Origin of the sequence: Vibrio vulnificus CMCP6 (genome assembly GCF_000039765.1) — a bacterium.
GTDB classification, from domain to species: Bacteria; Pseudomonadota; Gammaproteobacteria; order Enterobacterales; family Vibrionaceae; genus Vibrio; species Vibrio vulnificus_B.
Genome location: NC_004460.2, coordinates 201,676 through 222,963, shown reverse-complemented (window position 1 = coordinate 222,963; position 21,288 = coordinate 201,676). Strand labels below are relative to the sequence as shown.

Sequence of the window (21,288 nt, the reverse complement as noted above, 5' to 3'; positions counted from 1 at the left end):
ATAAGGTTACTACTATGAAAATTGCGATTATTACTGCCTGCCCTAGCGGCGTAGCAAACAGCATTATCGCTGCGGGATTACTCGAACAAGCAGCGAAAAGCCTCAACTGGGATGCATCGATTGAATGTCAATCGAGCGTCATGCCAACCACACCACTCTCTGCTCAGCAAATTGCGGACGCGGATGTGGTTGTGATTGCTGCCAATACCCCTATCGATGAAAGTCGTTTCGTTGGCAAAAAACTGTATCGCTCAGAGATCAGCGCGGTCACCAGCGACGCCAACGCCTTTTTACAAAGCGCGGTCGAGAAAGCGCAACTGCTGCAAGCCAGCGCAGGTGTTCAACCGACAGTGCAAACTGCGGCAAAGAAAATTGTCGCCATCACGGCTTGTCCAACGGGCGTTGCACACACCTTTATGGCGGCAGAAGCTCTAGAGGAAGAAGGCAAACGTCGTGGCCACCAAATTAAAGTGGAAACGCGCGGTTCTGTGGGCGCGAAAAACCAGCTAACCGAGCAAGAAATTGCTGATGCGGATCTGGTGATCATTGCAGCAGATATCGAAGTGCCACTGGATCGCTTCAACGGCAAACTGATGTACCGCACCAAGACAGGCCCAGCATTGAAGAAAACAGGCGAAGAGATGGACAAAGCGTTCGCTCAAGCAACGGTTTATCAACACACTGCTTCGGCTGGTAGCAGCAACGCTTCTGAAGAGAAAAAAGGCGTTTATAAGCACCTGATGACGGGCGTCTCTCACATGCTTCCTGTGGTCGTGGCAGGTGGTTTGATCATCGCTCTCTCTTTCGTTTTCGGTATCGAAGCGTTTAAAGAAGAAGGTACATTGGCTTCGGCACTCATGACCATCGGTGGAGGCTCCGCTTTCGCACTGATGATTCCCGTTCTTGCTGGCTTCATTGCGTTTTCAATTGCAGATCGCCCAGGTCTGGCACCAGGTCTCATTGGCGGTATGCTGGCAAGCTCAACTGGCGCGGGTTTCCTTGGCGGTATCGCGGCGGGCTTTATTGCCGGCTACTCAGCGAAATTCATTGCAGATAAAGTGCAACTGCCACAATCAATGGAAGCGCTCAAACCGATTTTGATCATCCCATTCATTGCGAGCTTGTTCACTGGTCTCACCATGATTTACATCGTAGGTGGCCCGGTTTCCAGCATCATGTCCGCGATGACAGAATTCCTCAACAATATGGGCTCAGCGAACGCAGTGCTGCTGGGTGTGATTCTTGGCGCAATGATGTGTTTCGACCTTGGTGGCCCAGTAAACAAAGCGGCTTATACCTTTGGTGTTGGTCTACTGGCTTCTCAAACTTATGCACCAATGGCAGCCATCATGGCAGCAGGCATGGTACCTGCACTGGGTATGGGCTTAGCGACTTTCCTAGCGAGAGACAAGTTTGAACCAAGCGAGCGCGAAGCAGGCAAAGCCTCTTTTGTCCTTGGTCTATGCTTTATCTCTGAAGGTGCCATTCCTTTTGCAGCGAAAGACCCAATGCGTGTCATCCCTGCTTGTATGGCTGGTGGCGCACTAACCGGTGCCCTATCCATGCTGTTTGGTGCTAAATTGATGGCACCTCACGGTGGTCTGTTTGTACTGCTGATTCCAAACGCGATTACTCCAGTACTGATGTACCTAGTCGCTATCGCAGCAGGTACCGCATTAACCGGTTTTGGTTATGCCTTCCTGAAAAATCGTGCTGAAGCAAAAGAAGAAGCAACGGCCTAAGTTTTATCCTTACCTTGATGCCAGTTCCCCCTCGAATTTGGCTTTCAACACCTCCCTTGCGGAGGTGTTTTTTTATGCCTCCTTCGTAATGACAAAACCATACATATCAATACTTTTCAGTTAAATCAGCAACTTATAATATACGCCGCATAGGGTGCGGAGGTTATTGATGTAAACAACCTTTCTATCACTTGTATCAATAATAAGACTTGTATCGCATAAGTCGCGCCTTATAATGCACACCGTTTTATTGAACGTAACAGAGTGAATTACAAAATGAAAAAAGCTGTATTTTTGTTAGCTGCTGTCTCTGCATTTGCGCAGGCAAACACCAACGACATCGAGAAGAAAGATGTTTCTGGTTTCTATCTAGGTGGTGGTATCGGTACGACAACCGCATTCGACGATGGTGTGGGCACAAACGATTTAAACCTAAAATCAAACGATTCAACGTACAAACTGTACGGTGGTTACCAGTTCAACCGCATTGTGGCAATCGAAGCGCAATACACGCGTTACGGTGATATTTACAGTAAAGACGACGCAGACCGCCACATGGTAAAACCAGAAAGCATCGCGTTGATGGCAAATCTTGGTTACACCTTTGATAGTGGATGGCGTCCTTTTGCAACAGTGGGCCTTGGCCGCACTGAACTCGATTTTGGTCCTCTATCAAAGACAGAAACCTCATTCCGCGCTGGTGTGGGTGGCGAATACTCACCAAAAGCAATTGAAAACCTCAACTTCCGCGTAGCCTACGAAGTGGACAGCTTTATGTTCGATAACGGCCCACGTGACGACATCAACATCGTTCTTGGTTCACTTTACGCAGGTGTTTCTTACAAGTTCTAAGCCTTCAACAACGTTTGGTTGAAAGCTAGGAAACCGCATAAAAGAACAATTTCTGACTCTTACACGGAACAAGAAAGCAAAAACAATGCGGAAAAACGATTTGGGGCAGTCACACTGCCCCATTTTTTATCGATAGAATTGTGCCATTGGTAAGTCGGGTTAAGACTTTGCTGGCTTAATGCCAAACAAAATAGCAAACATAACGGGCACAACGACTAAGGTTAGTACCGTCGCGAAACCCAAGCCTGCCATGATAGTAATGGCCATAGAGCCAAAGAACGCATCAAACACCAACGGAATCATACCAAGTATGGTAGTCAATGCCGCCATGCTGACAGGGCGAACACGGCTCACCGCGCTATCGATGATGGCAAGATACGGATCTTTCCCTGAATCGAGTTCCAGATTGATCTGATCCAGCAACACAATGCCATTTTTCAGAATCATACCGCTAAGGCTCAACAGGCCAAGAAAAGCGGTAAAACTGAACGGCATGTTGGTGGCCAACAAACCAAACGCCACACCAATGATAGACAGCGGCACCGTGAACCAAATCACCAACGGTTTTTTGAACGAATTGAAAAGCAACATAGTGATGATGAACATCAACAAATAGCCCATTGGCAGTGAGCCAAACAGCCCTTCTTGCGCATCTTTCGATGATTCGTATTCCCCACCCCACGTGATTTCATAGCCATGTGGGATAGGCAGCGCCATCACTTTAGGTTGCACGCGGGCAAACAAACTTGCTGCCGTGTCCTCGCTTAGCACGTCGTGGTCAGCCAACACGGTCAACGTGCGTTTACGGTCGCGTCGTTGTATTAACGGCTCCTCCCAATCTAAAGTCACACCATCGATGATTTGATCAACCGGAATGTAGCTTTGCAACGATGGGCTCCAGATGCTGACGTTTTGTAGCGATTCAAAGTCCACTCGTTCTGTTTCTGGCAATCGCACCATAATCGGCAAAATGTGTGTGCCATCTCTGAGTAGACCCAATGTGCTGCCACCAAAACTCATCTGCAAGGTGCTCGACAAATCTTCTTTTGAGATACCTAAACGGCGCGCTTTCGATTCGTTGAAAATTGGCACGATTTGCTTCGTTCGCTCACGCCAATCATGGCGTATATTACGAGCGCCCGGATCGGTATGGAGAATGTCTTCCACTTGAACCGCCAACGCTCTGAGCACTTGCGGATCTGGGCCAGTAATGCGTGCTTCAATCTTAGATGCCGGCGATGGGCCAAACTCCATCAGCTTTAATTGGAAGGTTGGCTTATCAAAGGTTTTGGCTAAGCGGCTATCCAGTTCATTGAGCAGCACAAACATGGTGTCGCGATCCGTTGTTCTCACTTGAAATTGCGCATACGCTTCGTAGTTCTTGGCCGGCTCATAGGTCAAAGCAAATCGCTGCAAACCCTGACCAATCGATGCTGACACAAAGTCGATGTTTGCTTGTTGGCGAATGTAACTTTCCACTTCACTGGCTTGCTTCATGGTTTCACGAATGTCCGTCCCTTCTGGCATCCACATATCCACGTAAAACATCGGCGTATTTGATGGCGGGAAGAACTGCTGCTTAACATGACCAAATGCCACTACCGCGCCAACGAGCAAGGCCACCATGCCTGCGACCGTCAGCCAACGAAAACGCAACGCCCACTTTAGCGACGCACCAAATGCGACAAACAACCAACCTTTGTATGGGTCTTCTTCATCGGTAGCGAGCGTTTTGTCTTGCTCTTTCAAGAGCAGATCCGCCAGAAACGGTGTCAGCGTGATGGCGGTGATCCAGCTTAAGAACAGCGAGAAACACAAAACCCAGAACAGCGAGCCCATGAACTCACCCGTCGCGTCCTGTGATAAGCCAATCGGCGCAAACGCGGTGATGGCAATCACGGTCGCCCCCAACAATGGCCACTGAGTTTGTTTCACAATGTCGGTCGCGGCTTGGATTTTTGTGCGCCCTTTCTTTAGGCCCACCAAAATCCCTTCCACCACCACAATGGCGTTATCCACCAGCATACCTAGGGCGATAATCAACGCCCCTAGCGAGATTCGGTGCAGTTCAATGTCGTAATGGTTCATCAAGATAAAGGTGCCGAATACCGTCAGCAGCAACACCAAGCCGATGATCACCCCACTACGAAGCCCCATGGTGAACAGCAGAACAATAATCACGATCGCCACCGCCTCCGCTAGGCTGATCACAAAGGCTTTCACTGAATCATCCACTTCTTGTGCCTGATTGTAGAAGTAGCTCATGTCGATGCCTGCTGGTTTGATGCTTTCTAGGCTGGCCAGTTCCGTTTCAATACGCTGGCCCACTTCCACCACATTCACGCCTGAAGCAAATGAAACGCCGATATTGATCGCTTTCTTGCCGTTAAACAACAGCACATTGTCGGGCTTTTCTTGAATGCCACGGGTAATGGTCGCCACATCTTTTAAGCGAATAAGATTCCCTGTATCGCGGCCATGAATGATAAGATTTTCAAGCGCGTCGACGGTGTTCAACGTGCCGCTTGGGCGAATCATCAAACTCTCGCCATTGACCATCACTTCACCGGCAGAAACCACGTTGTTCTGCTTATTGAGTAAACCGGAAATAACGTTCATATCAAGGTTGAGTGCCGCAAGGCGGTCGAGGGAGATTTCAACAAAGAGTTGCTCTTGTTGATCGCCTGCGATGTCCACTTTGCCCACACCATCAATCAGTTCAAGCTCACGAGTCAGTTGGTCTGCGTAGCGTTTCAGTTCCACATAATCGTAATCGTCGCCCGTGAGCATCAGCATCACGCCGTATACGTCACCAAAATCATCAATAATTTGCAGAGATTGAACACCTTGCGGTAACGAGGGTTGCAGATCATTGATTTTACGGCGCATCTCATCCCAGATTTGGGGTAGCTCGTCTGGGCCGTAATCCATCTTCATGCTCACCATGATTTGCGACAAACCATTCGATGAGGTGGACGTGATCTTATCGATGTAAGGCAGCTTGCGGATCTCTTTCTCGATCGGATAAGTCAGCTCTTCTTCAACCTCTTTCGACGTTGCGCCCGGGTACGTAGCAATGACCATCGCATCTTTAATGGTGAATGCAGGGTCTTCCAAACGCCCCAATTCTAAGAATGACGTGACCCCGCCAATGGCGAGAATAACGATAAACAGCCAGCTGATGACTTTGTTCTTGATGGAATATTCCGCAATGCTCATTCTTGTTCCTTCTCTACCACATCCACGTGTTTGCCTTCGCGCAACTTGCGTAAATTCGAATTCACCAACACATCACCTTGTGCCACTCCCGATGAGACAATCGCCCCATCGCCGTGGATTTGTTCAATGGCCACGGGCACTTTAGTGACCGCGTCACCATTTAATTTCCAAACAAAGAACTCCCCTTCATGACTTCCCGCTTGCAGTGCTGTCATCGGAATGGTGTAGCCATCAATGGCGGTAATGCCCGCTGCCGCCATATCAACCAGCACGCTGACACTGGTACCAGGCAGGATCTCACTTTGCTGCAACGGTTGTGGCATCGATAAGTACATTTGGTAAGTTTGGGTTTGCGCATTCGGTTCACTGGTGTGTTCCAAATAATTGAGTGCGAACGTTTTCTGCACGCCAGAAAACGTCGCTTGGGGCTGGTAATCCATACTTTGTGTGTTCGGGTTCACCAAAGCTAACACGTTGTCGGACAACTCAATTCGCACGTAAACCTTGTCGTTTTGATACAAACTGACGATCGGCTCACCAATCGCGATACGCTCAAAACGTTCTTTGTACACGTCCGAGATCTTACCGGTGAACGGGGCAAACAATCGGGTGTAGTTGAGTTGGTTTGTTGCGTTGTAAAAATTGGCTTCAGCCAATTCTTTGCTCGCCGTGAGCGCATCTAACTCCGCGTTAGAAATCATCCGTTTGGCGTAGAGCTCGTTACCACGTTTCAGCTGACGAATTGCCAAGTTGTACTGCGCTTGTGCATCGTTCACCGCCTGTTTTTCTTTGCTGTCATCAAGCTTAGCGATCATCTGACCTTGCTTGACGAGATCGCCCGCGTTGACCAATACATGCTGAATTTCTCCTGCACGGCGAAAGGCGATCGGTGTTTGCTCGGCGGGCACAACTTGGCCCTTAAAGGTGCGATACTGGCTCTTAACAGGCGCATCAACAGAAACCGTTGAAACGTACAATGGCTGCTCATTAAACGACTGTGGCTGGGAATCACACCCTGTCAGCACGGCCAACGCTATTGCTGAAAGTAGTAATAAAGGACGTTTCATTAAATACCCTCCTCGCGCACCCATGCTTTGACTACTTGACCTTCCACCAAACGCTCGACACCCGCAATGACCACGTAGTCGTTGCTGTCGAGGCCAGATTCCACGCCACCATGAGCATTTAAAGAGAGCGTCACTTTGTTGACTCGCTGCGTCTCACTGTCCATCACCCACACCTCTCCTTGCGAGGCTTGTTTTGTCACCCATGCAGCATTTGGCAACATCACCGCATTGGAGAGGTTTTGCTTAGCAATGTGGACTTGCCCCGTCATCCCCGTTAACAAGTTGCGATCTTCGGGTCTGTCGATGGTGACGATCACTTGGTAGCTGTTTGTGTCTGGGTTTGGTCGAGTTGAGATCTCTTTAAACTGACCAGAAATGCGCTTATTAGGTTCGCTGTCCATCGTCACCCACATCTCAGCATGTTTAAGCGCCGCCAGAGAAAGCGACTCAACATAGGTCACAGGCAATGCAAACGACACATCCAACACACTGTTGTCGATAAGATTGAGGATCTCTTGTTTTTCCGCCACCAGTTGATGAGGTTTAACATAGGTGTAAGAAACCACACCATCAAAAGGCGCGTGAATTTTGGTGTAACTGAGATCGGTTTTGGCTTGCTCCCAATTGGCAAGCGCCGCTTTGTATTGGGTTTCTTGCTGATCATAGCTATCGGCGCTGACGAGTTTTTTCTCATACAGTTGCTTGGCGCGTTGCCATTCCGTCTTCGCCAGTGAGTATTGCGCCTGAGCGGCATTAAGTGCCAATTGCAAATCTTTCGGGTCAAGCGTCACCAAGACATCACCTTGGCTCACCTCTTCCCCCATCTTGACCAACAATTGCTTAATTTCACCGCCTACTTGGAAAGAGAGCTGAGCGCGATACGTTGCGTCGATTCGCGCTAAAAAGGCATCCGATTCAGCAACGCTCAGATCTTCCACCGCCAGTAACTTAACGGGTTTGATCAGAGGATCGGCAGGCTCCGATATGGCTTTGTCACAGCCCGTCAGCAGTGTTGATAGACCAAGCATCACCACAACAGCGACAGACGTGCGTGTTATCTGGGGTTTGCGCACTGAGATTCTCCACTTCTTTATTTTGCTATACAGCTGTGCAGTATATGGAGAATCAAAAAATGATCAATATATTTTCCATGTGGACAATATAAGAATTGGTCAAATTGTCTCGTTTCTGGTAAAAATAGGCGCGTTGATGGATATCTGAGAAAACTCGAACGATGACTGAAAGAAAGCAAGGTCGAAGAAGTGCCGAAGCGGCCGAGCAAACTAAGTGCATGATCCTTAAAGTAGCAGCCGATATGTTCTGCGAGTTGGGTTACGAGCGCATCTCTCTGCGAAACATCAGTGAGAAGGCAGGCGTGTCGCACAGTTTGATTCGCCACCACTTCGGTAGCAAAGAGAAGATTTGGCAAGCCGTCAGTGATGGTATGGACGAGTTTTTGCAACTCTACATGGCTGAACTCATCAACCAAATGCCAAAAGATATGCCATCAAACCGAAAGATTTATCTGTTTATGGTGCGCATGCTCGCGTTTGCTTTGGTCAATCCTCACCCAATCCAAATGATTGCCGATGCGATCCGCCAAGGTGACGACGCCCTACTGCAATACTTCCTCAGATCAAAAGACGAGTTCGCTGAAATCTTTACCAAGCTATTTGCCGACTACAATGTGGAATACCCAGAAACACCCATCGATCAATGGGAATCCAAATGGCAAATGCTGATCTTTGCTCATGGTGCCATCACACTCGCTCCGATGATGAAAGAGACTTGGCCTGACGATGCAGAGAACCGTGATCAAATGCTGATCAATCATTGGGAGCTGTTTAATACCATCATGGCGAACCAGTTTGGTGTTGAAAAAGCGCAAATGATTCACCCAGCGAAGTTGAACGATATCGTCATCGATATGTTTTGCCCAATTGAAGATCTCACTCCTTAGAGCGCTTCCGTGAAAAAATAGACCGCCGAACGCGAGTCAAACAGGCATGCAGTAGGTAGCACATCAACAGCCATAGCCCTACTGCGCCGCCCCCCGAGGAACTGCCGAAACTCATTGGGGCCTCTTCATTGTTGCCAGATGACCCTGTGTCATCGACACTGCCCGTGTCGCCATTCATGTAATCCAATCGCATCTGTTCCGTCACGGTCATTTTTGCCGTTTCATTACCTGCCAATACACTGTCTATCCAAGCGGCGTAGTCGGTAATTTCGGTAAACACCGACGTTACGGCCCAATTGGGATCACCGCAAATATTTGGGCCAAAGCTGGTCACGCCCACTTGCATCATCACCCCATTGTTCTCCCAATACACTGGCCCACCGGAGTCACCCTGACATGTGCTGTTTTTCAATTGGCTGCTTTGGCTAAAATCGCCATCAAAACAGATCTGCTTGCTGGACAAATAATTTCCGGCGGAAAACACATTGGCACATTGGGTGTTACTGATGTACGTGAGTGGTGTTTCTTGCAGTTGCGATTCGCTGTCAAAGCCCGAGCGCGTATTTCCATGCCCTACGGCAAAGAAAGTTTCCGAGGCATTGCGGTACACCTCATTTTGCGGACGTCTAATCACGTCATTGACCGAATCAATATTCATCGACGTTTCGAGTTTGAGAATGGCAATGTCGTTTGGAAACAGCGTGGAAGAACTGTTTGAGAAATTATCGGGATAGAAAATTTTCGCTACTCGGTGGCGCTGAATGTTACCAAACGGATAGTCGTTTTCATCTTGAAGCTGCGGCACCACCACCAGAAACAGCGCTAATGAGCCCAACTCTTCCACACAATGGGCAGCCGTTAGCACATGGTCGACATCGAGAATGGTGGCTCCACAAGAAGCACCGGAGTAGTAACCGCCATCGTATTCAAGGGAATCGTAGAAAAGACTAGCAAAGGAGGCGTATCGGTTTACATCAACGACCGTGCCATTGACGATGCGGCTTTCCACTTCACCCGCCATTGTCGCTGCGGAGAAAAGTACAGAAAGGAAGGAAAACTTCGCTAAAGATTGTGCTGAAAACATAACACCGCGCCCCTATGTTAGAAGCGCGGTGCCAATTATTCGCAAAAATAAACGTCGTATTTGCGGTAACTTAGCTCAACGCCTCATTAACCACGGTAGTAGCGTTGTGGTACAAACGGCATTTTCTCTACCGTCATTGGTAGCAGTTTGCCACGAACTTCAGCAAACACTTCAGTGCCGATTTCCGTTAGGTCTGAACGTAGGTAAGCCATGGACACTGGCTTGCCCGCATTTGGACCTGCGGTACCACTGGTTACTACACCCACTTTATTACCTTCTCCATCAAACAGCTCTGCACCTTCACGGACTGGTGCTTTGGTTTGACCAACCAGACCAACACGCTTGCGAGATACATCCTTCGTTTCAATCTGCTTAAGGATGATGTCTGCCCCTGGGAAGCCACCTTCACGCTCACCACCTGCGCGGCGAACTTTCTGAATGCCCCACAATAGGCTGGCTTCTACTGGCGTGGTGGTTTCATCAAGATCATGACCGTACAAACACAAACCACACTCTAGACGTAACGAATCACGTGCACCAAGACCGATCCATTCGACTTCTTCTTCCGCGGTCAATGCACGAGCAAGCGCTTCTGCTTTGTCTGCTGGTACAGAAATTTCGTAGCCGTCTTCTCCAGTATAGCCGCTGCGAGAGATGATGCATTCTACGCCAAGCAATTCAAGCTTTTGCACGTCCATAAACAGCATCTCAGCCACGGCAGGTTGGAAGCGGCTCAACACCTCAACCGCTTTTGGACCTTGAATAGCAAGCAGTGCGCGATCATCAATGATTTCAAGTTCAACGTCTGATGGAATATGTGCTTGCAGATGGTTGATGTCTTGCTCTTTACATGCCGCATTGACGACAACAAACAGATGATCACCTAGGTTAGCCACCATGAGGTCGTCCATAATGCCGCCCTGCTCGTTGGTGAAAAACGCGTAACGCTGTTTGCCTTCACCCAAATCAGCGATATCCACTGGAACCAGTGACTCAAGAAACGCTGCTGCGCCCGCACCGTGCAGTCTTAGCTGCCCCATGTGAGACACATCAAACAGGCCTGCCGCTTCACGCGTGTGCAAGTGTTCTTTCTTCACACCTAACGGGTATTGAACTGGCATGTCGTAACCAGCGAATGGCACCATTTTCGCACCCACTTCAATGTGCAATGCGTGAAGTGGTGTTTTAAGTAGTACTTGGTCTGATTGTTCTTGAGTCATTTTCGTCTCCATTAGCTAGACCCATCACAGCGATCTATCAGCAATTAATTGTCCAGATTTCCACTCAAAGGAAACTGTGTTTCCAATAATAAACATGTGTTGTGCTAATTTGCACGTTCAACCTACTGGGTCCTGCTCAAAATGTGACTTTTAACAATTTAATCACATTAAGCAGCCACAAAAAAGCGCCGCATTGACGGAATTATCATCAGAGCGGCGCTATTCTAATCTTGTTTCAAACAAAAGCAAACGTTTGCTTTCACTATAGGAAATTTACATCTTTTTAAAACTATTTTGCTGTCACCCACAAAATGTGCGCATCTTCCTCACTAACGGAGACCAACATATGCCCCATGTTCGCATCGTAATAGACGCTGTCCCCTTCGCTCAGAACCACAGGCTCATAGAACTCAGAATAGAATTGCACCGCGCCAGATAAGATCAGCAAGAACTCTTCGCCATCGTGACGAACCCAATCGCCATACTCTTCAAACGTGCGCGCATGCACCACACTTTTGAACGGCATCATCTTTTTATTCGACAGCTGAGTGGCCAACAGTTCGTGCTCGTAAGTTTGTGTTGGGTGTGGTTTTCCTTGCCCTGCCAACGTAATATCACGACGTCCAGTTGCAACCTTTTTTCTTGGCGGTTCAAAGAGTTGTGGCATATCAATTTTCAAACCGTGCGCGAGTTTCTGCATTGCTTGAAAGGTAGGAGAAATCTGTTCGTTCTCGATTTTGCTCAGTGTTGAACGCGCCAAACCGGTTCGTTGGCTGGCTTCTTCAAGCGTAATACCGAGGCGTGAGCGCACTTCTTTAATGCGTTGGCCAAGCTTCAATGGCTCGATATTTTGCTCTTGCGATTCTTTCGCTAATGTCAGGGACGGGTACTCGTCATACAATTCTTCCGACATAAATCCCTCATGTTTCTTATACGCTTCCTGTTTACAAAACATTGTGCATGAAGCGTAAAGTGGAGAAAAGTCCACCAAGTTAAATAAAGCGTGCTCCTGTTAACAAAATCCGAATCTCTGTTTCCTATAGGAAATTTTTGTTGATTGTTCACTGAACAACGGGTATGTTACCGACTTGTTAGATGAAGAGATGCTTTTTCCGCTTGAAATAGACAATGGATTTGATGCTATTCAGCGGCCTTTTGAACCCATTTGGGACGGAATTCACTCTGTTTGGTGTGTGAAAACAAATCACAAAAACAGCGCCAAACGGTTGTTATAAAGGACGGTCGGATCGTAAAGCAAAGACGCCGATTCGACGGATGATTGAAAGGTTATCTACCATGAATAGTCATTACCAAAATCACAGCTTGGAAAACTTTTTCTCGACTAACTTGTCTGCAACGGATGATGCCGTTTTTGCTGGTATTCAAGCCGAATTTACACGTCAAAATGAACAAATCGAATTGATCGCTTCTGAGAACATCGTGTCTAAAGCGGTCATGCAAGCGCAAGGCACCTGCCTCACCAATAAATACGCAGAAGGTTACCCAGGTCGTCGTTACTACGGTGGTTGTGAACACGTTGATACCGTGGAAGCCATCGCTATCGAACGCGCGAAAAAACTTTTTAATTGCGAATACGCAAACGTTCAACCGCACTCTGGCGCTCAAGCCAACGGCGCGGTGAAACTGGCGCTATTGCAACCTGGCGACACCATTATGGGCATGTCGCTCGATGCAGGTGGCCACTTAACTCACGGTGCACGCCCTGCTCTTTCGGGCAAATGGTTTAACGCCGTTCAATACGGCGTTGATAAAGAGACGCTCGAAATCAACTACGATGATGTTCGCGCACTGGCGGTAGAACACAAACCAAAAATGATTATTGCTGGTGGCAGCGCGATTCCTCGCGTGATTGATTTTGCCAAGTTCCGTGAAATCGCTGACGAAGTTGGCGCGATTTTGATGGTCGATATGGCGCACATCGCGGGTTTGATCGCCACAGGCGCACACCCTAGCCCACTGCCTCATGCACACGTGGTGACCACCACCACACACAAAACGCTACGCGGCCCACGCGGCGGCATGATCCTCACCAATCACGAAGAAATCATTAAGAAAATCAACTCTGCGGTATTCCCTGGCCTACAAGGCGGCCCGCTGATGCACGTGATTGCAGCGAAAGCAGTGGCGTTTGGCGAAGCACTCGGCCCTGAGTTCAAAACTTATATCGATTCGGTGATCGATAACGCAAAAGTTCTTGCTGAAGTGTTGCAAACTCGCGGTTGTGACATTGTGACTGGCGGAACGGACACGCACCTAATGCTGGTTGATCTTCGTCCTAAGGGATTGAAAGGTAACAAAGCAGAAGAAGCACTAGAGCGTGCGGGGATCACATGTAACAAAAATGGCATCCCATTCGACACAGAAAAACCTATGATTACATCGGGTGTTCGTTTGGGCACGCCAGCGGGTACAAGCCGAGGCTTTGGCGCAGAAGAATTCAAATTAATAGGTCACTGGATTGGTGATGTTCTCGATGGGTTAGTTGAAAACCCAGAGGGCAACGCAGAAGTAGAACAACGCGTGCGTAAAGAAGTAAAAGCACTCTGTTCACGCTTCCCACTTTACCAGTAACCACAAATTTAAATCCTAATACGATATTTTGGAGATTATGCAATGGACAAAACACTGAAGTTTACAGAAAGCCACGAGTGGGTTCGCGACAACGGTGACGGCACTGTAACTATCGGTATCTCTGAGCACGCTCAAGAAATGCTGGGTGATGTGGTATTCGTCGAGCTACCTGAGCTTGAAGCGGAAATCGAAGCAGGTGAAAGCTTTTCACTGGTTGAATCCGTAAAAGCGGCGTCAGACATCTACGCACCAGTAACCGGTGAAGTCGTTGAAGTGAATGAAGAGCTTTCTGATAGCCCAGAGCTAATCAACGAGGAACCGTACGAAGGCGGTTGGATTGTTAAGGTGAAACTGTCTGATCCTTCAGAGCTTGATAATCTGAAAGATGCAGAAGAGTACCTAAACTCAATCGAAGAAGATTAATAAAGGAATTTTGATATAAAGCTGCCTCCTCCCGTGGGCAGCTTTTTTTCAAGGCTGTGTTTTTAGCGTTCGCGCTTTCTCAGCTCTCTTGAAGGTAAAGGACCATGACTGAATTACTTCAAAGCCTCAACACACAACACGAGTTCGTTGGTCGCCACAACGGACCAAACCACGCCGATCAACAAAAAATGCTTTCTACCATTAACGCAGAAAGCCTAGATGCCTTGATCGCACAAACCGTTCCAGCACAAATTCGCCTTGAAAAGCCAATGCAACTGGCAGAAGCACAGAGCGAAGCAGACATGCTGGCATCGATCAAAAAGTTCGCTGATTTAAACCAAGTTAAGCGCACTTTCATTGGCCAAGGTTACTACAACACCTTCACGCCAAACGTTATTTTGCGTAACGTACTGGAAAACCCAGGCTGGTACACGGCTTACACGCCATACCAACCAGAAATTTCTCAAGGTCGATTGGAATCATTGTTGAACTATCAACAAATGGTGATGGACCTAACGGGCATGGACATCGCAAACGCCTCTCTACTCGATGAAGCCACCGCAGCAGCAGAAGCGATGACGCTTTGCCAGCGCGCTGGTAAGAGCAAGAGCAAAGTCTTCTTCGTGGCAGACGATGTTCACCCACAAACCATTGAAGTGATCAAAACTCGCGCAAAATACTTCGGCTTTGACGTAGTGATCGGCAATGTTGATTCACTCCCACAAACAGAAGCGTTCGGTGCCCTACTTCAATACCCAAGCACAACGGGCGAAGTACGCGATCTCACCGATGTCATCACGCAAGCACAAGCCAACAAGACACTGGTTTCAGTTGCTACCGATCTCCTTGCTTCTGCACTTGTGAAGCCAGCCGGCGAAATGGGTGCAGATGTTGTCATTGGCTCAGCACAACGCTTTGGCGTACCTATGGGTTACGGTGGCCCACACGCAGCATTCATGGCAACGCGCGAACAGCACAAACGCACCATGCCAGGCCGTGTGATCGGTGTTTCTATCGACGCCAAAGGCAACCAAGCACTGCGCATGGCAATGCAAACACGTGAGCAGCATATCCGCCGCGAGAAAGCGACCTCGAACATCTGTACGGCACAGGCACTGCTTGCCAACATGGCATCGTTCTTTGCCGTGTACCACGGTGAAGTAGGTATCCGCACCATCGCGCGCCGCACTCACCACATGACGGCTATTCTTGCTGCTGGCCTAACCAAATCCGGTTACGAGCTTGCGCATAACGCGTTCTTCGACACCATCACCATCAACACTGGTGACAACACTCAAGCGCTTTACGCCAAAGCACAAGCGGCAGACATCAACCTGCGTCTGCTTGACGGCCAAATCGGCATCAGCTTTGACGAAACCACTACCGTGGCAGACATCGACGCCCTATTCGCAATTTTCGATGTGAAAGAGAGCGTAAACGCACTTTCAACCGACATCGCAGGCAACGAGTTTGCCGCAATTCCAGAAGCGTGTCGTCGTACTAGCCGTTTCCTCACTCACCCTGTGTTCAACACTCACCACAGTGAAACACAGATGATGCGTTACCTAAAACAGCTAGAAAACAAAGACTTCTCGCTTACTCACGGCATGATCCCACTGGGCAGCTGTACCATGAAGCTCAACGCCGCCGCAGAGATGATCCCTGTAACTTGGCCTGAGTTTGGTGCGCTTCACCCATTCGCGCCTATCGAGCAAGCTGCGGGTTACACTGCACTGGCTGAAGATCTCAAAGCGAAGCTGTGTGAAATCACTGGCTACGATGCGTTCTCACTACAACCAAACTCGGGTGCTTCTGGCGAATACGCTGGCCTTATCGCGATTCAGCGTTACCACGAAAGCCGTGGCGAAGGTCACCGCAACGTGTGTTTGATCCCAAGCTCCGCGCACGGCACCAACCCAGCAACGGCTGCGATGGTTTCAATGAAAGTGGTGGTGGTGAAATGTGATGAAAACGGCAACATCGACCTTGTCGACCTTGCTGCGAAAATCGAAAAACACCAAGAAAACCTATCAAGTATCATGATCACGTATCCTTCAACGCACGGCGTTTACGAAGAGCAAGTGAAAGAAGTGTGCGAAATGGTTCACGCGGCTGGCGGTCAGGTTTATCTTGATGGCGCAAACATGAACGCGCAGGTTGGCCTAACGTCTCCGGGCTTTATCGGTTCAGACGTTTCGCACCTTAACCTACACAAAACCTTCTGTATCCCACACGGTGGTGGCGGTCCGGGTATGGGTCCTATCGGTGTGAAATCGCACCTAGCACCTTTCCTACCTGGTCACATCGAAAACGGTGTAGAAGGTAAAGAGTTTGCAGTTTCGGCAGCGGATCTCGGCAGTGCATCAATTCTGCCAATCTCTTGGGCTTACATTGCCATGATGGGCGCAGATGGCCTAACAGAAGCAACCAAAGTGGCGATTTTGAACGCGAACTACGTGATGGAGCGTCTACGCCCGCACTACCCTGTTCTTTACCGTGGCACCAATGGCCGCGTGGCGCACGAATGTATTATCGATATTCGTCCGCTGAAAGAAGAAACAGGCATCAGCGAAGAAGACATTGCAAAACGTTTGATGGACTACGGTTTCCACGCGCCAACCATGTCGTTCCCTGTGGCAGGCACACTGATGGTAGAGCCAACGGAATCGGAAGATCTGGAAGAGCTAGATCGTTTCTGTGACGCGATGATCGCCATCCGCGAAGAGATGACCAAAGTGAAGAACGGTGAATGGCCACTAGAGAACAACCCTCTGGTTAACGCGCCACACACGCAAGTAGACCTAATGGAAGAGCAATGGGATCGCCCATACCCACGTGAAATCGCGTGCTTCCCATCTGCTGCGACTAAGCGTTCTAAATACTGGCCAACCGTGAACCGTGTAGACAACGTCTACGGTGACCGTAACCTAGTTTGCTCATGCCCAGGCATTGAGAACTACGAAGAGTAATTTTTGTAGCAACTGAAATATCAAAGGCGAACCGATGGGTTCGCCTTTTTCACGTCACTATCACCTAGAAATCACTGTCACCAAATTACAAGTAGATAGAACCCCACTACATCATTTCAATTTCATCTTGAGTAAACCAGCCAGACTCTAAACTCTTCCTCTTTACAACTTTGGGATCTTTGGTATATGCAACGATAGCTAAACTCTTTTCTGCCCTACTACATATCACATAAAACAACCTTCTAGTTCTTGATAGAACAGAGTCTTTGCCTTCTGATTGATTTCGTATATCCGTCTGGGATAACTCTTGAGCACCAAATAGTTTTTCATAGAGGAACAGGAATCCATTTGCACTGTTATCGTCCATAATTGCCATAACACGATCAAACTCTAAGCCTTTAACCCCTTGATGTGTTCCATACTGAGGATGCACCAACATTTGAACGATTCTTGCACACAAAGTTTGCCGAACAAAGAGTCAACCTTGTTAATGGTAGGAAAGAGTTCTTCTTTGTTTCCGCTGATGAAGTCCTCGAAGAAATGAAAAACTACGAAGGTAACTACGAGCTAAATGAGATAGCAGCATAACTTAGTGACACAATGTACTTACTAGCAAAGGCGAACCGATTGGTTGGCCTTTGTGTGGTTTAGTAAGCTCTGATGGTTAACTCGAAAACGCGACGCCCTTTTTTAGCTTACAGCTTACACAATCGGTTATTTTCTGAATTATTCACACATCGTGTTTCCAATCACCAGACTTAGCTCATCACGACCTTCTTTAAAAATACCTTCAAATATATTGGTCACTGTGCTTTGCATCACCAATACAGTGCAATTTGTTGAGTAAAGACCCTAATCAGTATAATGTTAAACAATTAATTGCATACGATACACTTTCCGATATTGAAAAAGTGTAGAAGTTTGATTCTGATAGGATAATTAAAACAATGACTGGTCTAGAGACAATCTACAAAGAGCGCGCCAAGTTCATAATACTAGGGCTTACTGGAAGAACTGGTTCTGGGTGTACAACTCTTTCAAAGTTACTGAAACACAATACTTTCTCCGAACTCAACCCGCCAAAGCCGCATCAAGCAGCGTTTCCTAATGACGAAGAAAGAAAATATAGAATTGTATATAACTACCTATCTGAACATTGGTGTAAGTTCCACCACATTAGAATGAGTGACGTCGTATCGACCTTTTTATTAGAGTTACCATTTAAAGATTTTGACGAGCTTTATAAGGCAACGCTAGATAAAGAGCTTGGAACAAATAGTAAATCTCTAGATGTAAAGCTCGAACAATGCTACACCGAGTATTACAACAAAAGAGACAGTGCTAAAAAACATGCTGAGAAGTATAAGGACAACCTATATAACAAAGATATTTATGATTTTTACTTCAATGAGTTACCCGAATTTACAGATAAACTAAGAAAAATCCTTCATAGAATTCAACCAGGTTCATTTACCAAGTTTTATCAGATAGTAGGCAATAACATCAGAAAGTCTGGCACTGCCGAATCAGATGATTACGACTCTAGTAAAATCTATATGTTCTCGCAAAGAGTCAACAAACTGATCAAGGTATTAAGACATAAGTCAAAGAGCGACGGGGAAAATGTCTGTGTAGTTTTGGATGCAATCCGAAACCCTTACGAAGCATTTTTTTTCAGAGAAAGATACTCTGCGTTCTATTTGCTTTCAGTAACCACTGAAAATGACAAGCGAATCAACAGGTTACTATCAGAATCAAGCATTTCCAAGGAAGATATTAAGGCCATTGATTCAAGAGAAAACCCTGATTCATTGAAAGGTGAAGATCGTTTTTGGTCTCTAGACCTCCAAAGGTGTATTGAAATTTCAGACATCCATCTCTACAACCCAGATGACAACTACAAGTTGAAATCCCTCAAACGGCAACTCATTAAGTATATATCTCTGATAATGCATCCAGGCCTAGTTACGCCTTCTCAAGATGAGCGCTGCATGCAGATTGCTTACAATGCAAAACTAAACTCAGGTTGTCTTTCTCGCCAAGTTGGCGCTGTAGTTACAGATTCAGACAAGTCAATTAAAGCTGTTGGTTGGAACAATGTGGCTCAAGGTCAAACCCCATGTAATTTACGAAGAGCGGAAGACTTATTGACTAATGAAGACGAGTCTGCATTTAGCCTTTTTGAACGAGAAAACACTAAGTTCAGAACAAGCCTCGGAAACATTTATTCATTTACCGAATCCATCAACAAATCATTCCGTGGAAAACCAGTGTCCTACTGCTTTAAAGACATTAAAAACTCTATCGATGGAGAAAAAAACCAAGTTCATACAAGAGCTCTTCATGCCGAAGAGAACGCTTTTCTTCAAGTATCTAAGTATGGTGGGATGCCAGTAAAACATGGATATTTATACACTACAGCTAGCCCATGTGAACTCTGCGCAAAAAAAGCGTATCAGTTGAAAATTGATAGTGTAATCTTCATAGATCCATACCCTGGCGTGGCAAATGACCACATAATTAATTGTGGTGTCGATACGCCTAAACTGAAGCTTTTCTCAGGGGCTATAGGTAGAGCCTATCAGCAATTATTCGAGCCGATCATCCCTTACAAAGACGAACTAGAAATAGGCCTGCAACTAAATGTCCCAAACCAGAAAAAGATATTAGTAGAAGAAAATAAAGAGCTGATACTTAAGGCTAATTCCTTAGAACACAAGGCTAAAGCCCTAGAAAAAGAGTTGGAGAAACTTAAAAATCAATTAGGTACAGTTCAAAAATCACATCAGAAAACATTACAAGATCCTGCTAAATAACATTCAAGTATTTAACGTGTCACTAGGCATAGATCTCTTAAATCCGAGGACTGCAAAATGAATGATGAATACATAAAGGAACTTCGACTAAATCCTGACCACGAGTACAGGCTCATAAAGTCTGAATCAAAGGACAAAGGAAGACTTGATACCGACTACGAAACATACGAAGAGTATGACTTAGAAGGGAATTTGGTTCGGACATTTACAATCAAAGACGCTACTGAAAAATATCCACCGTTTTCAAGAACGATTTCATATGCGTAACAGTGAAATGATTTAAGTTAGTACAAGTAGAGCTTATTGCGGCATCAAAGCCGCAATAAAAATTCTGCGAGTTACTGCATCATTGTGGCGGTCAACGAGCCAATCATGTAGTTGAGGTGCGTTGAGAAGACCATGCACTAGTATTGAGTAATGGAATAGTTTCGATTAACTCTAACTTAATAATGGGCCGAAGACAGGGCGCTTAACTAAACTGTTGCGGATATCTGAGTTCAAACTCAACGTAACGGTACTCATCTCGCACAGATCGCGTTTCAACGGTAAATCGTTCTGAATGAATGATCGCCTGTTCAATCTCGTTAACCCATGCCTTTCTAACGCCTTTCTTTTTTGCTCGACTCAGTTCATCAAACGCTTGGTTGGGGATGAGTTTTATATCCACATCTTCCGACATTCTTAGAATTTTAACGTTTGATTTCGCCAACGCCGTGCCGCCGGAAAAGACCATTTGATGATATTCAGGAGAAACTTTTGCTAGCTCGGCAAGTAAGGCGACGACCCAGAAATCTTTTTCAATGATGGCAGGATTTCCGAGCTCAAGCGCGTCGGAAACCTCAAGAAATTGTTGTTTTAGTGCGTTCATACTAACTTGGCAAGTTCAGCACACGGCTACCAACCACCAGTTTGCGATTAAACTGTTTTGGGTTCCATGAATAGTGAACAGAGGATGGAATTTGGGTACTCGCACCTGAAAGACTTTGTTGCGATAGACTATCCATTTCAAAATCAACGCCTTTCATTTTAAGAATTTCACGCACAAGAGCATCGGTACCACCTGGATTGGTAGGCATAGGCTTACCAGTGAGGCTATTGATTCTTGCTTTGGTATACAAACCATAGCCAAGCTTCATTAGCTCCCCTTGCTGTACAAGCTGCCTCAATGCCCGACCTATTTGGTCGTAACTTGCAAATCCGTCAAAGTCTTTGCGTTCAAATACATAACGTCTTGAACGCTTTATCTTTTGATAAATGCGGTCTACTGCTGTCATTTGAACCTCCTTACGTACAATAACCGCAGTATAGCTGACCGTGCACATTCAAGGAATAGATACGGCATGA

Annotated in this window: 16 protein-coding genes and 1 pseudogene; 8 read left to right on the top strand and 9 right to left on the bottom strand. The window is 47.0% G+C overall.

Features of this window, described 5'->3' with window-relative positions:
- Window positions 1-14 precede the first annotated feature (14 nt).
- The gene (fruA, locus tag VV1_RS16125; RefSeq protein WP_011081177.1) at window positions 15-1,742 is read left to right on the top strand and encodes a PTS fructose transporter subunit IIBC; all 1,728 of its coding nucleotides are present in this window, start codon (window positions 15-17) and stop codon (window positions 1,740-1,742) included.
- Between the two features lie 276 nt (window positions 1,743-2,018).
- A complete protein-coding gene (locus VV1_RS16120) occupies window positions 2,019-2,594 on the top strand; it encodes a porin family protein (RefSeq protein WP_015727868.1) in 576 nt (191 codons plus the stop codon).
- A 159-nt stretch (window positions 2,595-2,753) separates the two neighbouring features.
- Here VV1_RS16120 and VV1_RS16115 read toward each other — a convergent pair whose 3' ends face one another.
- The 3 genes from VV1_RS16115 to VV1_RS16105 are packed head-to-tail and all read right to left on the bottom strand — an operon-like array spanning window position 2,754 to window position 7,908.
- Window positions 2,754-5,813, bottom strand: coding sequence for an efflux RND transporter permease subunit (locus VV1_RS16115; RefSeq protein WP_011081175.1), 3,060 nt, complete (start codon window positions 5,811-5,813; stop codon window positions 2,754-2,756).
- Entirely contained in the window at window positions 5,810-6,880 is a 1,071-nt protein-coding gene (locus VV1_RS16110; RefSeq protein ID WP_011081174.1) for an efflux RND transporter periplasmic adaptor subunit, read from the bottom strand. The genes VV1_RS16115 and VV1_RS16110 overlap by 4 nt, the downstream gene beginning before the upstream one ends.
- Window positions 6,880-7,908, bottom strand: a complete 1,029-nt coding sequence (locus VV1_RS16105) for an efflux RND transporter periplasmic adaptor subunit (protein WP_086016967.1) — start codon at window positions 7,906-7,908, stop codon at window positions 6,880-6,882. The genes VV1_RS16110 and VV1_RS16105 overlap by 1 nt, the downstream gene beginning before the upstream one ends.
- Window positions 7,909-8,114: 206 nt before the next feature.
- On the opposite strand from VV1_RS16105, the gene VV1_RS16100 reads away from it, so the two are divergent.
- Window positions 8,115-8,840, top strand: a complete 726-nt coding sequence (locus tag VV1_RS16100) for a TetR/AcrR family transcriptional regulator (RefSeq protein WP_011081172.1) — start codon at window positions 8,115-8,117, stop codon at window positions 8,838-8,840.
- Here the strand turns inward: VV1_RS16100 and VV1_RS16095 are convergent.
- The 3 genes from VV1_RS16095 to VV1_RS16085 form a co-directional block, all read right to left on the bottom strand.
- Window positions 8,830-9,924 (bottom strand): S1 family peptidase, encoded by a 1,095-nt coding sequence (locus tag VV1_RS16095; protein WP_011081171.1) that lies wholly within the window; start codon window positions 9,922-9,924, stop codon window positions 8,830-8,832. The two genes, VV1_RS16100 and VV1_RS16095, sit on opposite strands and share 11 nt — an antisense overlap.
- 86 nt (window positions 9,925-10,010) lie before the next feature.
- Window positions 10,011-11,144, bottom strand: a complete 1,134-nt coding sequence (gene gcvT, locus VV1_RS16090) for a glycine cleavage system aminomethyltransferase GcvT (RefSeq protein WP_043921124.1) — start codon at window positions 11,142-11,144, stop codon at window positions 10,011-10,013.
- Window positions 11,145-11,433: 289 nt separating this feature from the next.
- On the bottom strand, window positions 11,434-12,057 hold the full coding sequence (locus VV1_RS16085; protein WP_011081169.1) for a helix-turn-helix domain-containing protein: 624 nt from the start codon (window positions 12,055-12,057) through the stop codon (window positions 11,434-11,436).
- A gap of 383 nt (window positions 12,058-12,440) precedes the next feature.
- On the opposite strand from VV1_RS16085, the gene VV1_RS16080 reads away from it, so the two are divergent.
- From VV1_RS16080 to gcvP, 3 genes are all read left to right on the top strand, one after another.
- Window positions 12,441-13,736, top strand: coding sequence for a serine hydroxymethyltransferase (locus VV1_RS16080; protein ID WP_011081168.1), 1,296 nt, complete (start codon window positions 12,441-12,443; stop codon window positions 13,734-13,736).
- A gap of 42 nt (window positions 13,737-13,778) precedes the next feature.
- Entirely contained in the window at window positions 13,779-14,159 is a 381-nt protein-coding gene (gene gcvH, locus VV1_RS16075; RefSeq protein ID WP_011081167.1) for a glycine cleavage system protein GcvH, read from the top strand.
- 104 nt (window positions 14,160-14,263) lie between these two features.
- Window positions 14,264-17,128, top strand: coding sequence for an aminomethyl-transferring glycine dehydrogenase (gene gcvP / locus VV1_RS16070; protein WP_011081166.1), 2,865 nt, complete (start codon window positions 14,264-14,266; stop codon window positions 17,126-17,128).
- Window positions 17,129-17,234: 106 nt separating this feature from the next.
- On the opposite strand, the gene VV1_RS16065 is transcribed toward gcvP, so the two are convergent.
- Window positions 17,235-17,567, bottom strand: coding sequence for a hypothetical protein (locus VV1_RS16065; protein ID WP_011081165.1), 333 nt, complete (start codon window positions 17,565-17,567; stop codon window positions 17,235-17,237).
- On the opposite strand from VV1_RS16065, the gene VV1_RS25550 reads away from it, so the two are divergent.
- Together VV1_RS25550 and VV1_RS16060 are read left to right on the top strand one after the other, a co-directional pair.
- Window positions 17,540-17,716: a GIY-YIG nuclease family protein gene (locus VV1_RS25550; protein ID WP_130239415.1), complete on the top strand. Its 177-nt coding sequence runs from the start codon at window positions 17,540-17,542 to the stop codon at window positions 17,714-17,716. The two genes, VV1_RS16065 and VV1_RS25550, sit on opposite strands and share 28 nt — an antisense overlap.
- Before the next feature lie 359 nt (window positions 17,717-18,075).
- Window positions 18,076-19,944 carry a deoxycytidylate deaminase gene (locus VV1_RS16060; protein ID WP_011081164.1) on the top strand — a complete coding sequence of 623 codons (1,869 nt, stop codon included), beginning with the start codon at window positions 18,076-18,078 and terminating at the stop codon, window positions 19,942-19,944.
- A gap of 388 nt (window positions 19,945-20,332) precedes the next feature.
- Here VV1_RS16060 and VV1_RS16050 read toward each other — a convergent pair.
- Window positions 20,333-20,812, bottom strand: a pseudogene (locus VV1_RS16050) (nucleotidyl transferase AbiEii/AbiGii toxin family protein); the annotation flags it as partial.
- A 1-nt stretch (window position 20,813) separates the two neighbouring features.
- Window positions 20,814-21,218 (bottom strand): DUF6088 family protein, encoded by a 405-nt coding sequence (locus VV1_RS16045; RefSeq protein WP_011081161.1) that lies wholly within the window; start codon window positions 21,216-21,218, stop codon window positions 20,814-20,816.
- Between the last annotated feature and the right edge of the window lie 70 nt (window positions 21,219-21,288).